The following is a 12,668-nucleotide window of genomic DNA, read 5'->3' as shown; positions in this document are numbered from 1 at the left end:
CCATGGCCACCGACACGTCGGCGCCGGCCAGCACCGGCGCGTCGTTGATGCCGTCGCCGACCATCAGCACGCGCTCGCCGCGCTGTTGGCGATCGCGGATGGCGGCGAGCTTGTGCTGCGGCGTCTGGCCGGCCTGCCAGTCGGCCACGCCAAGCCGCGTCGCCACCTCGGCCACCGCCGGTGCCGCATCGCCGCTCAGGATGGCGGTGCGGATGCTGCGCCGGGCGAGGCCGGCCAGTGTGTCGGCGGCATCGGCGCGCAGCGGGTCGTGCAGGCGGAACAGCGCGACCAGGCGTTGTCCGTCGCCCAAACCAATCCAGCTACCAGGTTCGAGATCGGCGGGCAGCGCGTGGTCGGCGCCGGCAAAGTCCGGCCTGCCGAGCCGCCACGGCTGGCCATCGACCACGCCGCGCACGCCGGCACCCGGCACCGTGCCGCGCTGCTGCGCCACGAGTCCCGCGGCGTGCGGCGCAAACGCCTGTGCGTACGGGTGGCTCACGCCCAGTTCCAGCGCCGCGGCGGTGGCGAGGTGGCGCTCGATGGGTCGACCGTCCAGGCTGCGCATGGCGGCGATCTGCGCCCGCGCCTGGGTGAGCGTGCCGGTCTTGTCGAACAGCGCCGTGCCGGCGCGCGCCAGGTTCTGCAGCGCCGCGCCGCGCGTGACCAGCAGTCCGCGCCGGGCGAGCCCGGCCGCCGCGGCGGCAAACGCCGTCGGCGTCGCAAGCGCCAGCGCGCAGGGGCAGGACACCACCAGCACGGCGAGCGTGTTGGCGAGCCAATGCGCGGGCGCGGCGAACCACCAGTAAACGCCGGTGGCGGCGGCCGCCAGCAGCACCAGCGTGATGAAGCCCTGCGCCAGCCGGTCGGCCAGCAGCGCCAGCGGCGGGCGCTCGGCCTGCGCGCGTTCCAGCAGGTGGGCGATCTGCGACAACTGCGTGGCGGCGCCGGTGCGTTGTACCTCGAGCGTGACCGGCGGGCCGAGGTTGACGGCGCCGGCGATCAGCGCGTCACCCACCGCACGCGGGCGCGGCTCGGCCTCGCCGGTGAGTAGCGCCTCGTCGACTTCGCTGCGGCCTTCCACCAGCACGCCGTCGGCGGGGATCACGTCGCCGCTGCCGACCAGCACGCGATCGCCGGGGACGAGTTCGCTCACCGCCACCGGCTGCGGGCCGGCGTCGGTCAGGCGCAGCACGCTCGCCGGCAGTGCGGCGGCCAGCGCCTCGCCCACGCTGCGCACGCGGGCACGCGCGTCGGCCTCGAACCAGCGGCTCACCGACAGGAAGAACACGAACATCACCACCGAGTCGAAGTACACCTCGCGCCCGCCGAAAAAACTGATCCACACGCTGGCGCCACCGGCCAGCGCCAGCGCCAGCGCCACCGGCAGGTCCATGCCCGGCCGCCCGTGCCTGAGTCCCCGCACGGCGCCGGCAAAGAACGGCGCGCCCGCGTACAGCAGCACCGGCAGCGCCACCAGCATGCTGACGATGCGCAGGAAGTCCCGCACGGCCGGCTCCAGGCCGTCGCCGGCCACGTAGAACGCGAACGCAAAGCTCGACACCTGCATCATGCCGAGCCCGGCCACCAGTAATCGTTTGAGCGCACCCTGGCGCTCGCGCGCAGCGGCATCGCGGGCATCGGCGGGCAGCGGGTGCGGCCGGTAGCCGAGCGCGGCGAGCGCCGCCAGCAGCTTCGACAGCGGCACCCGATCCGGCTGCCAGGTGAGCTGCACGCGGCCGGTGGCCGGGCTCACGCGCACCTCGTCCACGCCGGCCAGCGGCGCCAGATGGTGCTCGATCAGCCAGGCGCAGGCGGCGCAGCGCAGGCCCTCGACCACGAAGCCGGCGCGCGCGCGCCCATCCGACAGCGATTGGACGAAGGCGGCCTGCGCTTGCGGGCGGTCGAAGGCGGTCCAAGCGTCGGCGTCATCCGGCGCAAGGGGCCGCGCCGCCGGTGCGGTGCGAAATCGGTAGTAGTCGGCATGACCGGCGAGGATGAGTTCCGCCACCGCCTGACAGCCACGGCAGCACACCGGCTGCGGCTGGCCGTCTACGCTGACGGTGAGATCAACGCCCGGTGGCAGCGGCTCATGACAGTGAAAGCACTCGCCATTCACGGCGCGGTCAGTCGCAGCTCGCCGACGCCGGGCGGCAGCACGCCGCGCAAGCGCCAGCCTTGCTGGGTGGAGGCGATCTCGACCTCGCGCCGCGCCGCATCCAGCGGGCCGAAGCTGCCGGCGTAGTGGTCGTCGGCGTCGGCAGTGACGGTGATCCGCCGGTCGCCGCGGGCGGTGATCGGGTGCAGCAGGACGATTTGCAGTTCGCCCGCCGGCACGCCGTTTACGTCGATTTCAAAGGCGCCGGTGGCGCGGTCGAGGTGCAGCACGGCGCTGACGCGAAGCGCCCGTGCCTGCCGGTCGCGCGACTGGTCGAGCTCGAAGGCGCGGCCGATGCGTGCATAGTCGTCCACCACCAGCGAGTCGGCGTTGCGCACGGCGATCCACACCGTCAGCAGACCACCGACCACGGCCGCGATGGGCGGCGCCGCCACCAGCCAGAACCAGGGCTGACGGTACCAGGGCGGGGCGGGCAGCGGCTCAGTCATGATCGGCGGGTCCGATGAAGCGCACGGGCTGGGTGACGGCGGCGCCGCTGGCGGCGCTCACGGTCAGGGTGAGTGTGGTCACGCGCCGTTCGAGCACGTCTTCCGGCGCGCGGATGCGCGTCGGCACCACCGCCACGCCGCCCGGCGGCAGGCTGAATTCCGGCGGATCGGTTTCGATCACCACCCCCGGCAGACCACTGACGCTGACGCGGTAATGTTCGGTGGCGGTCGATTTGTTGACCACCTTGAGCGTGTAGACGTTCTCGATCTGGTCGTCGCCGGTCTCGCGGTACAAGCGGCCGCGGTCGGCGATCAGCTCGGCCGTCAGCGGCGTGCGCAGCGCGATGGCGGTGCCGAGCGCGGTCAGCAGCGACAGCAGCAGCAGGCCGTAGATGACGATACGCGGGCGCAGCACGTGTGTTTTTCCGCCCTGCACGGCCGCTTCGGTGGTGTAACGGATCAGGCCGCGCGGGTAGCCCATGCGGTCCATGACCGAGTCACAGGCGTCGATGCAGGCGGCGCAGCCGATGCACTCGTACTGCAGGCCGTCGCGGATGTCGATACCGGTCGGGCACACCTGCACGCACAGCGTGCAATCCACGCAGTCACCGAGGCCCCGGCTGCGCGGGTCGATGCCGCGCGGCCGGCCGCCGCGTGGCTCACCGCGGGCCCGGTCGTAGGTGATGATCAGCGTGTCCTTGTCGAACATGGCGCTTTGAAAGCGCGCGTACGGACACATGTAGATGCACACGTTCTCGCGCATGAAGCCGGCGTTGCCGTAGGTGGCAAAGCCATAGAACAGGCCCCAGAACCATTCCCAGCCACCGAGCTGCAGGTGCGTCAGGCCCTGCCACAGCTCGGTGCGCGGCGTGAAGTAGCTGACGAAGGTGAAGCCGGTGAACAGTGAGAAGGCGATCCACAGCGCCTGTTTGGTCGTTTTGCGCAGGATTTTCTCGGCCGTCCACGGCGCCTTGTCCAGACGCATGCGCTGTGCCCGGTTGCCCTCCACCCAGCGCTCCATCCACAGGAACACCTCGGTCCATACCGTCTGCGGGCAGGCGTAGCCGCACCACAAGCGCCCGGCCACGGCGGTGAAGAAGAACAGCGCCAGCGCGGCGCAGATCAGCAGCAGCGCCAGAAAAAAGAAATCCTGCGGCAGGAACAGCAGACCGAACACGTGGAACTGGCGCGCCGGCAGGTCGAACAGCACCGCCTGGCGGCCGTCCCAGCCGAGCCAAGGCAGGCCATAGAAAAGGCCGAGCAACACCAGCACGGCCAGTTTGCGCAGGCGCTGAAAGCGCCCGTCGATTTCGCGCGGATAGACCTTCGGTCGCGAGGCGTACAGCGCGGGTTCTGCAGCGGGTTCAGGCATGGGGCGAGCGGACCTTCTGCCGCGGCGGCTCGAGCAGGGTCAGGGTGATGAAGCTCGAGGCGGCGGTGACCGCCCAGAACATGAAAAAACCGACCGTGTAACCCGCCTCGCGGCTGATTTGCCAGTCGGGGAAGCTGGCCAGGCGCAGGCCCTCGGGGTCGACGTTGGCGAAGAACACCGCCGTCGCCACGCCGGCCGTCAGAAACGACGGCCACAGCACCGCGCCCAGCCGATGCAGCCAGCCGTGCGGGCGGGCGTGTTCGGCGTCGATGATGAAATCGTCGTCAGGGTTGTTCATGGGACAGCCCGTACACGTAGGCGGCCAGCACGTGGATGCGCTGCGGGCTCAGCAGGTCCTTGTGTGCCGGCATCACGCCCATGCGGCCGTTGCGGATGCTGGTCTCGACGGCCTCCTGGCTGCCGCCGTAGAGCCAGTAATCGTCGGTCAGGTCAGGAGCGCCGAGCATGGGATTGCCCTTGCCGTCCGGGCCATGGCAGGCCACGCACAGGGTTTGGAATTTTTCCTTGCCGGCGGCGATCAGCGCAGGATCGCCGGTCTTGCCGCTGAGGCTGCGCACGTAGGTGGCCACGGCCTTGACGCCGTCCTCGCCGAGCGCGGCTCCCCACGGCGGCATGGCGGCTTGGCGGCCCTGGGTGATGGTCTGTTCGATCTGCTCCGGGCTGCCGCCCCACTGCCAGATGCCGTCGGCGAGGTTCGGGAAGCCCCGGCTACCGTGGCCGTCGGCGCCGTGACAGACGGCGCAGTTGGTCACGAACAGACGCCGGCCGGTCGCCATGGCGGCCGGGTCCTTGGCCAGCTCCGGGACCGGCGTGGCGGCGTATTTGGCGAACAGCGGCGCCACGTCGGCTTCGACCTTCTTGACTTCGGCCTCGTAGGCGCCGGTCTGCGTCCAGCCGAGCAGGCCCTTGAAGTTGCCCAGGCCGGGGTAGAGCAACAAATAGACGAGCGCGAACGCGATGGTGAGGTAGAACAGTCCCAGCCACCAGCGCGGCATGGGGTTGTTGTACTCGCGAAGGCCATCCCACTCGTGGCCGGTGGTGTCGCCCGCCGCGCCCTCGCCGGGGCGCTTTTTGGCGGTCCAGCGGATCAGCCACACGCAGGCCAGGATGTTGGCCAACGACAGCACGGTGACGTACCAGCTCCAGGCGGTGCTCACGGGCGGTCCTCCTTGGCAGACGGGGCGCGGTCGTCGCGCAGCGGCAGCTTTGCCATGGCGTCGAAGACGTCGCGCGGGCGGGTGTACAGCCACGCCACGCCCAGCACGAACAGCACCAGCACCAGGCCGGTGAAAAGTCCCCACAGCACGCCGATGCTCATCGCGCCGCTCCCGCCGGCAGCGCCCTGCCCAGACCCTGCAGGTAGACGATGAGGGCGTCGAGCTCGGTTTTGCCGGCCACGGCGGCCGGGGCGCCTTCGATGTCCGCATCGGTGTAGGGGTCGCCCAGGCGCCTGAGCGCCCGCATGTGCCGCTGCACGGTGTCGCCGTCCACCGGAGTCGTCTCCAGCCAGCGGAACGCCGGCATGTTCGATTCCGGCACCACGTCGCGCGGGTTAAGCAGGTGCACGCGGTGCCAGTCGTCGCTGTAGCGGCCGCCGACGCGCGCCAGGTCCGGTCCGGTGCGCTTGCTGCCCCACTGGAACGGCCGGTCGTAGACCGACTCGCCGGCCACCGAGTAGTGGCCGTAGCGCTCGGTTTCGGCGCGAAACGGCCGGATCATCTGCGTGTGGCAGGTGTAGCAGCCCTCGCGCACGTACACGTCACGCCCGGCGAGCGCGAGCGCCGGGTAGGGCTTCACGCCCTCGATGGGTTGCGTGACCTTGGCACTGAACATCAGCGGCACGATCTGCACCAGCCCGCCGATGCTGATGACGATGGCGATCGCCACCGCCAGCACGGCGAGGTTTTTTTCGACGACTTCGTGGTTCATCGGTGATCCCTCAGGCAGCGGCGGGCTGGGCGACCGGCGCCGGCTGGCGCACGGTGCGCCACAGGTTGTAGACCATGATGAGCATGCCCGACAGCACCATGGCGCCGCCCATGAAGCGCACCAGGTAGTAAGGCTTGGTGGCGGCCAGCGCCTCGACGAAGCTGTAGGTCAGCGTGCCGTCCGGGTTCACGGCGCGCCACATGAGGCCCTGCATCACGCCGGCGATCCACATGGAGGCCACGTACAGCACCACGCCGATGGTGGACACCCAGAAGTGCCACTCGATCAGGCGCGTGCTGTAGACCCTGTCTTTGCCGAACAGTTTGGGAATCAGCGCGTACATGGCGCCGAGCGAGATATAGGCCACCCAGCCGAGCCCGCCCGAGTGCACGTGGCCGATGGTCCAGTCGGTGTTGTGCGAGAGCGCGTTGACGGTCTTGATCGACATCATCGGCCCCTCGAAGGTGGACATGCCGTAGAAGGACACCGCCACGATCATGAACCGCAGGATGGGGTCGGTACGCAGCTTGTCCCAGGCGCCGGACAGCGTCATCACGCCGTTGATCATGCCGCCCCAGGAAGGCGCCAGCAGGATCAGCGAGAACACCATGCCGAGCGACTGCGCCCACTCCGGCAGCGCCGAGTAGTGCAGGTGGTGCGGGCCGGCCCACATGTAGGTGGAGATCAGCGCCCAGAAGTGCACCACCGACAGGCGGTACGAGTACACCGGCCGCTGCGCCTGCTTGGGCACGAAGTAATACATCATGCCGAGGAAGCCGGCGGTCAGGAAAAAGCCGACCGCGTTGTGCCCGTACCACCACTGCACCATGGCGTCGACGGCGCCGCTGTACACGGGGTAGGACTTGAACCAGCCGGCCGGGATTTCCAGGCTGTTGAACACGTGCAGCACGGCGATGGTGATGATGTAGGCGCCGTAGAACCAGTTGGCCACGTAGATGTGCTGGATGCGCCGGCGGGCGATGGTGCCGAAGAACACCGCCGCGTAGCTGAGCCATACCAGCGTGATCAGGACGTCGATCGGCCACTCGAGCTCGGCGTATTCCTTGCTGGTGGTGATGCCGAGCGGCAGCGTGACGGCGGCCGCCACGATCACCGCCTGCCAGCCCCAGAACGTGAACGCCGCCAGCCGGTCGAACGCCAGGCGCACGCCGCAGGTGCGCTGCACCACGTAGTAACTGGTGGCGAACAGCGCCGAGCCGCCGAAGGCAAAGATCACCGCGTTGGTGTGCAGCGGGCGCAGACGGCCGTAGCTCAGGAACGGCAGGCCCGGGTTGAGGTCGGGCCAGATCAGCTCGGCGGCGATGAACACCCCCACCAGCATGCCGACGATGGCCCACACCACGGTCATGACGGCGAACTGCCGCACCACGGTGTCGTTGTACTCGGCTGCCTGTGCCTGCATGGCCTCACCCGTATCGTTGATTCGGACACGGCATTTTGGCCGCAGGCCCGGCCGGCAGGGTTGATCGAGGTCAGCCGGCACTAGGCCGAACGTTTATGTGACGGGCGGGTCGGCGGCAGGGGACGGCGTGGGCAATGGCAGTTTTTCAGCGGGGCGTTGAAGCAGGGCATGCATGCCGTTTGTTCAACTCGCTTCGTGTCGGGGCGCGACGTGGGCGGGCGCGAGCGCGCTTCAGCGCCCGCCCACCCAGGCGGTCAGATCGCGCTGCAGGGCGTAGTCGTCCTTCGGGTCCGTGAACACGGCATACAGCCGCGCCTGCGTGTCCAGCACGTAAAGCGTCTCCGAATGCGTGATGGTGTAGGCCGGCATGGCGTGGCCGGCGTGCCCGCCATGGTTCGCGTGTTGGCCATCATCCTGTGCCGTGTAGGCATAGCTGACGCCAAGTTCCTTCAGCAGCGGCGCGAGTTCGCCCAGCGGCGCCGTGGCACCGACGAAATCCTGCCCGAACTGGCCGACGTACTCGGCAAGACGCTGCGGCGTGTCGCGCATCGGGTCCACCGATACCAGCATGAAGCGCACCTTCGGGCGCAGGTGCTCCGGCAGGCGGCGCTGCACGCCGGCCAGACGCGCCAACGTGGTCGGGCACACGTCCGGGCAGTGCGTGAAGCCGAAGAACAGCACCGTCCAGCGGCCGGCGAGGCTGTCGGCCGTGACCGGCGCACCGTGCTGGTCGATCAGCTTGAGGTGTTCGATCGGGCGCGGCGGATTCAGCACCGTGCCGGCACTTGCCAGCGGTGCGAACAGCGCCAGCAGCAGGGCCGCCAGCAGCGGGCGATATACTTCGCGTGCGCAGCTCCTGCGCCAGCGCATCTGCATGACCTTGAAAACCCTCACGTTTCACCGCCTCGGTAACGGCGCGGCGGCGCAGTTTAGCAGCGCCCCGCCGCTGTCTTTGTACGTGCACCTGCCGTGGTGCGTGCGGCGTTGCCCGTACTGCGACTTCAATTCCCACGCCGTCGCGGGGCCGCTGGCGCAGGATGATTACATCGACGCCCTGCTGCGCGATCTCGAAGCCGAGCTGCCGCGGGTGTGGGGGCGGCCGGTACTCAGCGTGTTCATCGGCGGCGGCACGCCTAGCCTGTTCGAGCCCGAGGCCATCGACCGTCTGTTGTCGGAACTGCGCGCGCGCCTGCCGCTGCTGGGCGGCGCCGAGATCACCCTGGAGGCTAACCCCGGCACGCTCGACACGGCGCGCCTCGAAGGTTTCGCCGCCGCGGGCGTGAACCGCCTTTCGCTCGGCGTGCAGAGCTTCGACGACGGCGCGCTGAAAGCGCTCGGGCGTATTCACGATGCCGCCGCCGCGCGGCGGGCGGTGCAGGTGGCGCTGAAGAGCGGCTTCGAGCGCGTGAACATCGACCTCATGTACGGCCTGCCGGGGCAGGACCTGGCGCGGGCGTTGGCCGATCTCGACGTGGCCCTGGCCTTCGATCCCGGCCACGTGTCCTGGTACCAGCTCACGGTCGAGCCGAACACGGTGTTCTACAGCGCGCGGCCCGAGCTGCCGGCGCCGGATGCGCTGGCGGACATCGAGGCGGCCGGGCTCGAACGCCTCGCGGGCGCGGGTTACCGGCGCTATGAGGTGTCCGCCCACGCGCGGCCCGGGCAGGAATGCCGGCATAACGTCAATTACTGGCAGTTCGGCGACTACCTTGGCATCGGCGCCGGCGCGCACGGCAAGCTCACCCTGGCCGAGGGCATCCTGCGCACGGCCAAGTACCGCCAGCCGCAGGCGTATATGACCCATGCAATGACTGGCGACGCGGCGGCCGAGCAGCGCTGGGTGGCGCCATCGGAGCGGGCATTCGAATTCCTGCTGAACGCACTGCGTCTCACGGATGGCTTCACCTGGCGGCAGTTCGCCGAGCGCACGGGTCTCACGCCGCTTGCCATCCGCCCGCAGCTGGAAGCCGCTGCCGCACAAGGCCTGATCGCGCTCGACGCCGCGGGCGCGCGCGCCACGGTGCGCGGTTTCGAGCTGCTGGACAGCGTGCTCGAAGCCTTTTTGCCCGAGGCGGCACCAGCGTGACGGCCACGGAACTGCTGGGCGCAGGCGGCCCACTGGTCGAGGCCCTGCCGGGCTTCGCGCCGCGGGCGACGCAGCTCGAAATGGCCGCGGCGGTGGAAGCGGCCATCGCCGAGCGCGCCACGCTGCTGGTCGAGGCCGGCACCGGCACCGGCAAGACCTTCGCGTATCTGCTGCCGGCACTGCTCGCTGGACGCAAGGCGCTGATTGCGACCGGCACGCGCGCGCTGCAGGACCAGCTGTTCCACCGTGATCTGCCGACGCTACAGCGGGCGCTCGGGCTCGCCGTCGAGACGGCACTGCTGAAGGGCCGTGCCAACTACCTGTGCCCGCATCGCCTGAAGCGCCTGCTGGCGGGCGATTTCGGCGTCGAGCTCACGCTGCACCCGGCGCTCGCTGCCGTGCGTGGGTTTGCCGAGCGCTCGCCGGACGGCGATCTCGACACGCTGGACGATCTTTCGCCGCAGTCGAGCCTGCGCCCGTTCGTGACCTCAACCGCGGACAACTGTCTCGGTCAGGACTGCCCGCAGATCGGCGAGTGCTTTCTGCTGAAGGCGCGGCGCGCCGCGCAGCAGGCGGATCTGGTGGTCGTGAACCATCACCTGTTCTTCGCCGATCTGGCGCTCAAGGAAACCGGCTTCGGCGAGGTGCTGCCGGACGCCGACGTGTTCGTGTTCGACGAGGCGCATCTGCTGCCGGACGTGGCGACGTTGTTTTTTGGTACGAGCCTCGGCAGCCTGCAACTGGTGGATATGGCGCGCGATCTGGTCGCACTGGCGGCGGACCTCGGCGACGTGCCCGAGCTACCGGTGCTCGCCGAGGCGCTGCGCGCGGCGGCGGCCGAGCTGCTGGCCTCGCTCGGCGAGCCGGCGCGGCGCGAGCCGTGGCCGGCGCGCTTGCCGGCGCGCTTCGCCGCGGCGCTCGCAGCCATCCGCGACGCGCTCGCGGCGCTTGGACCGGCGCTCGAAGCGCTGGAGGGCCGCAGCGGCGATCTCGACAACGCCGCCGCGCGCGTGGCCTTGTTGCAGAGCCGTCTTTCGCCGTTTCTGGCCGACAGCCAGGCCGATCAGGTGCGCTGGATCGACGTGCGCGCGCGCTCCTGCACGCTGCACGCAAGCCCGGTGGACGTGGCGCCGCTGTTCGCCGAGCGCTTCGCGCGCGCCGGCCGTGCCTGCGTGTTCACGTCCGGCACGCTTGCCGTGGCCGGGCAGTTCGGGCACTTCGTGCAGCGCCTGGGACTGTCCGACGCGCGCACGCTCGCGCTGCCGGGCGGCTTCGATTACCGCGAGCGGGCCTTGCTGTATTTGCCACAGGGACTGCCGGAGCCTGCCGATGCCGATTACACCGACGCGCTGGTCGACGCCGCGCTGCCGGTGCTGCGGGCGAGCCGCGGGCGCGCCTTCATGCTGTTCACCAGCCACAGCGCGCTGCGCCGGGCGGCGACGCGTCTTCGCCATGTGGAGGGCTTCACGCTGCTGGTGCAGGGCGAGCGGCCGAACGGCGAGCTGCTTTCGCAATTCCGCCGCGCCGCGGCGCCGGTGCTGCTCGGCACCGGCAGCTTCTGGCAGGGCGTGGACGTGCGCGGCGAGGCGCTGTCGTGCGTCATCGTCGACAAGCTGCCGTTCGCCTCGCCGGGCGAGCCGATCGTCGCCGGGCGCATCGCGCATTTGCGCGCTCACGGCCAGGACGCCTTCAACGACTACCAGCTGCCGCACGCCGTGATCACGCTCAAGCAGGGCCTGGGTCGGCTGATCCGCGATGCCGGCGACCGCGGCGTGCTGATGGTGGGCGACCGGCGCCTGCTCAGTCGCGGCTACGGCAAGGTGTTTTTGCACAGCCTGCCGGACATGCCGATCACGCGCGAACTGGCCGAGGTCGAGCGGTTTTTCGAGGAGATTCCGTGAACCTGCTGGCGCTCGAAACCGCCACCGACTGCTGCTCGGTGGCGCTGCGGGTTGGCGACGAGGTGATCGAGGACCACCGCCTGGCGCCGCGCCAGCACGCGGCGCTGATCCTGCCGATGATCGATGGCGTGCTGGCCGCGGCCGGCATGACGCGCCATGCACTCGACGCCATCGCGTTTGGCCGCGGGCCGGGCGCCTTCACCGGCCTTCGCATCGCCGCCGGCGTGGCGCAGGGGCTGGCGCTCGGGCTCGACCGGCCGGTGGTGCCGGTGTCCACGCTCGCCGCATTGGCGCAGGCGAGCGGGGCAGGGCGCGTGCTGGCGGCCTTCGATGCGCGCCTCGGCGAGGTGTATTACGGCTACTACACGCGCGGCGCCGACGGGCTGGTCGAGGCCGATGTGGACGACGCGCTGGCGCCGCCCGAGCACGTGGTGCTGCCGGCCGATCCCGCCTGGCGCGGGCTGGGCGTCGGGGCCGGCTGGGCGGCGCACGGCGAGGCACTGCGCGCGCGGCTCGGCGCGCGTATCGAGGCTGTCGATGTCACGGCCGAGCCGCGCGCCGGTGCGCTGGCGCGCCTGGCGGCGCGGGCCTTCGAGCGTGGGCAGGCGGTGCCGCCCGAACTCGCCCTGCCGGTGTACCTGCGCGATCGCGTCACCCACGGCTCCTGACACAGGCCCGCCGCGGCCTTATCCTTATCGGTTTTTCCCGGCTGTTTCGTCATATGGCTCAATACGTTTTCACCATGAACCGCGTGGGCAAGATCGTGCCGCCCAAGCGGGAGATTCTCAAAGACATTTCGCTGTCGTTCTTCCCGGGCGCCAAGATCGGCGTGCTGGGCCTGAACGGCGCCGGCAAGTCGACGCTGCTGCGCATCATGGCCGGCGTGGACAAGGAGATCGAGGGCGAGGCGGTGCCCATGCCGGGCATCAAGATCGGCTATCTGCCGCAGGAGCCGCAGCTCGATCCCTCGCAGACCGTGCGCGAGGCGGTGGAGCAGGGCATCGGCGGCGTGCTGGCGGCGCAAAAGCGGCTGGAGGAAATCTACGCCGCCTACGCCGAGCCGGACGCCGACTTCGACAAGCTGGCCGAGGAGCAGGCGCGCCTGGAAGGCGAAATCGCCGCCGCCGACGGCGACAGCGCCGGCGTGCAGCTCGAAGTCGCCGCCGACGCGCTGCGCCTGCCGGCCTGGGAGGCGCGCATCGAGCATCTGTCAGGCGGTGAGAAGCGCCGCGTGGCGCTGTGCCGGCTGCTGCTGTCGAAGCCCGACATGCTGCTGCTGGACGAGCCGACCAACCATCTCGACGCCGAGTCGGTCGAGTGGCTGGAGCAGTT

At 70.2% G+C, this 12,668-nt stretch carries 13 protein-coding genes; 4 read left to right on the top strand and 9 right to left on the bottom strand.

Features of this window, described 5'->3' with window-relative positions:
* The 9 genes from PHC73_RS05820 to PHC73_RS05780 form a co-directional block, all read right to left on the bottom strand.
* Positions 1-2,116 (bottom strand): heavy metal translocating P-type ATPase (locus tag PHC73_RS05820; protein ID WP_300125589.1); only part of this gene is annotated, 2,116 nt, incomplete at its 3' end.
* Positions 2,113-2,604 carry a FixH family protein gene (locus PHC73_RS05815; protein ID WP_300125587.1) on the bottom strand — a complete coding sequence of 164 codons (492 nt, stop codon included), beginning with the start codon at positions 2,602-2,604 and terminating at the stop codon, positions 2,113-2,115. The genes PHC73_RS05820 and PHC73_RS05815, both read right to left, overlap by 4 nt.
* Positions 2,597-3,976 (bottom strand): cytochrome c oxidase accessory protein CcoG, encoded by a 1,380-nt coding sequence (gene ccoG / locus PHC73_RS05810; protein WP_300125585.1) that lies wholly within the window; start codon positions 3,974-3,976, stop codon positions 2,597-2,599. The genes PHC73_RS05815 and ccoG overlap by 8 nt, the downstream gene beginning before the upstream one ends.
* On the bottom strand, positions 3,969-4,274 hold the full coding sequence (locus PHC73_RS05805; RefSeq protein WP_300125582.1) for a hypothetical protein: 306 nt from the start codon (positions 4,272-4,274) through the stop codon (positions 3,969-3,971). Before PHC73_RS05805 ends, ccoG begins: the two co-directional genes overlap by 8 nt.
* Positions 4,261-5,154, bottom strand: a complete 894-nt coding sequence (gene ccoP, locus PHC73_RS05800; protein WP_300125580.1) for a cytochrome-c oxidase, cbb3-type subunit III — start codon at positions 5,152-5,154, stop codon at positions 4,261-4,263. The genes PHC73_RS05805 and ccoP overlap by 14 nt, the downstream gene beginning before the upstream one ends.
* Positions 5,151-5,315: a hypothetical protein gene (locus PHC73_RS05795; RefSeq protein WP_300125578.1), complete on the bottom strand. Its 165-nt coding sequence runs from the start codon at positions 5,313-5,315 to the stop codon at positions 5,151-5,153. The genes ccoP and PHC73_RS05795 overlap by 4 nt, the downstream gene beginning before the upstream one ends.
* On the bottom strand, positions 5,312-5,926 hold the full coding sequence (gene ccoO, locus PHC73_RS05790; RefSeq protein WP_300125576.1) for a cytochrome-c oxidase, cbb3-type subunit II: 615 nt from the start codon (positions 5,924-5,926) through the stop codon (positions 5,312-5,314). Before ccoO ends, PHC73_RS05795 begins: the two co-directional genes overlap by 4 nt.
* Positions 5,927-5,936: 10 nt before the next feature.
* Positions 5,937-7,349, bottom strand: a complete 1,413-nt coding sequence (ccoN, locus tag PHC73_RS05785) for a cytochrome-c oxidase, cbb3-type subunit I (RefSeq protein ID WP_300125573.1) — start codon at positions 7,347-7,349, stop codon at positions 5,937-5,939.
* A 231-nt stretch (positions 7,350-7,580) separates the two neighbouring features.
* Positions 7,581-8,243, bottom strand: a complete 663-nt coding sequence (locus tag PHC73_RS05780) for an SCO family protein (protein WP_300125571.1) — start codon at positions 8,241-8,243, stop codon at positions 7,581-7,583.
* Here PHC73_RS05780 and hemW point away from each other — a divergent pair.
* From hemW to PHC73_RS05760, 4 genes are all read left to right on the top strand, one after another.
* Positions 8,224-9,435 carry a radical SAM family heme chaperone HemW gene (gene hemW / locus PHC73_RS05775; protein ID WP_300125569.1) on the top strand — a complete coding sequence of 404 codons (1,212 nt, stop codon included), beginning with the start codon at positions 8,224-8,226 and terminating at the stop codon, positions 9,433-9,435. The two genes, PHC73_RS05780 and hemW, sit on opposite strands and share 20 nt — an antisense overlap.
* On the top strand, positions 9,432-11,336 hold the full coding sequence (locus tag PHC73_RS05770) for an ATP-dependent DNA helicase (RefSeq protein ID WP_300125566.1): 1,905 nt from the start codon (positions 9,432-9,434) through the stop codon (positions 11,334-11,336). The genes hemW and PHC73_RS05770 overlap by 4 nt, the downstream gene beginning before the upstream one ends.
* Positions 11,333-12,004 (top strand): tRNA (adenosine(37)-N6)-threonylcarbamoyltransferase complex dimerization subunit type 1 TsaB, encoded by a 672-nt coding sequence (gene tsaB / locus PHC73_RS05765; RefSeq protein WP_300125563.1) that lies wholly within the window; start codon positions 11,333-11,335, stop codon positions 12,002-12,004. Before PHC73_RS05770 ends, tsaB begins: the two co-directional genes overlap by 4 nt.
* 53 nt (positions 12,005-12,057) lie before the next feature.
* The coding region (locus PHC73_RS05760) for an ATP-binding cassette domain-containing protein (protein ID WP_300125560.1) at positions 12,058-12,668 on the top strand (611 nt) is incomplete at its 3' end.

The organism is Immundisolibacter sp. (assembly GCF_028696615.1).
In the GTDB taxonomy this organism is placed as follows: Bacteria; Pseudomonadota; Gammaproteobacteria; order Immundisolibacterales; family Immundisolibacteraceae; genus Immundisolibacter.
This window is presented reverse-complemented; position numbering and strand designations above follow the sequence as displayed.

Excerpts from the sequence above, each read along its gene's own strand:
- PHC73_RS05805 (WP_300125582.1), bottom strand. The coding sequence starts at position 4,274 with ATGAACAACCCTGACGACGATTTCATCATCGACGCCGAACACGCCCGC.
- ccoN (WP_300125573.1), bottom strand. The coding sequence starts at position 7,349 with ATGCAGGCACAGGCAGCCGAGTACAACGACACCGTGGTGCGGCAGTTC.
- ccoO (WP_300125576.1), bottom strand. The coding sequence starts at position 5,926 with ATGAACCACGAAGTCGTCGAAAAAAACCTCGCCGTGCTGGCGGTGGCG.
- PHC73_RS05815 (WP_300125587.1), bottom strand. The coding sequence starts at position 2,604 with ATGACTGAGCCGCTGCCCGCCCCGCCCTGGTACCGTCAGCCCTGGTTC.
- ccoG (WP_300125585.1), bottom strand. The coding sequence starts at position 3,976 with ATGCCTGAACCCGCTGCAGAACCCGCGCTGTACGCCTCGCGACCGAAG.
- hemW (WP_300125569.1), top strand. The coding sequence starts at position 8,224 with ATGACCTTGAAAACCCTCACGTTTCACCGCCTCGGTAACGGCGCGGCG.
- PHC73_RS05795 (WP_300125578.1), bottom strand. The coding sequence starts at position 5,315 with ATGAGCATCGGCGTGCTGTGGGGACTTTTCACCGGCCTGGTGCTGGTG.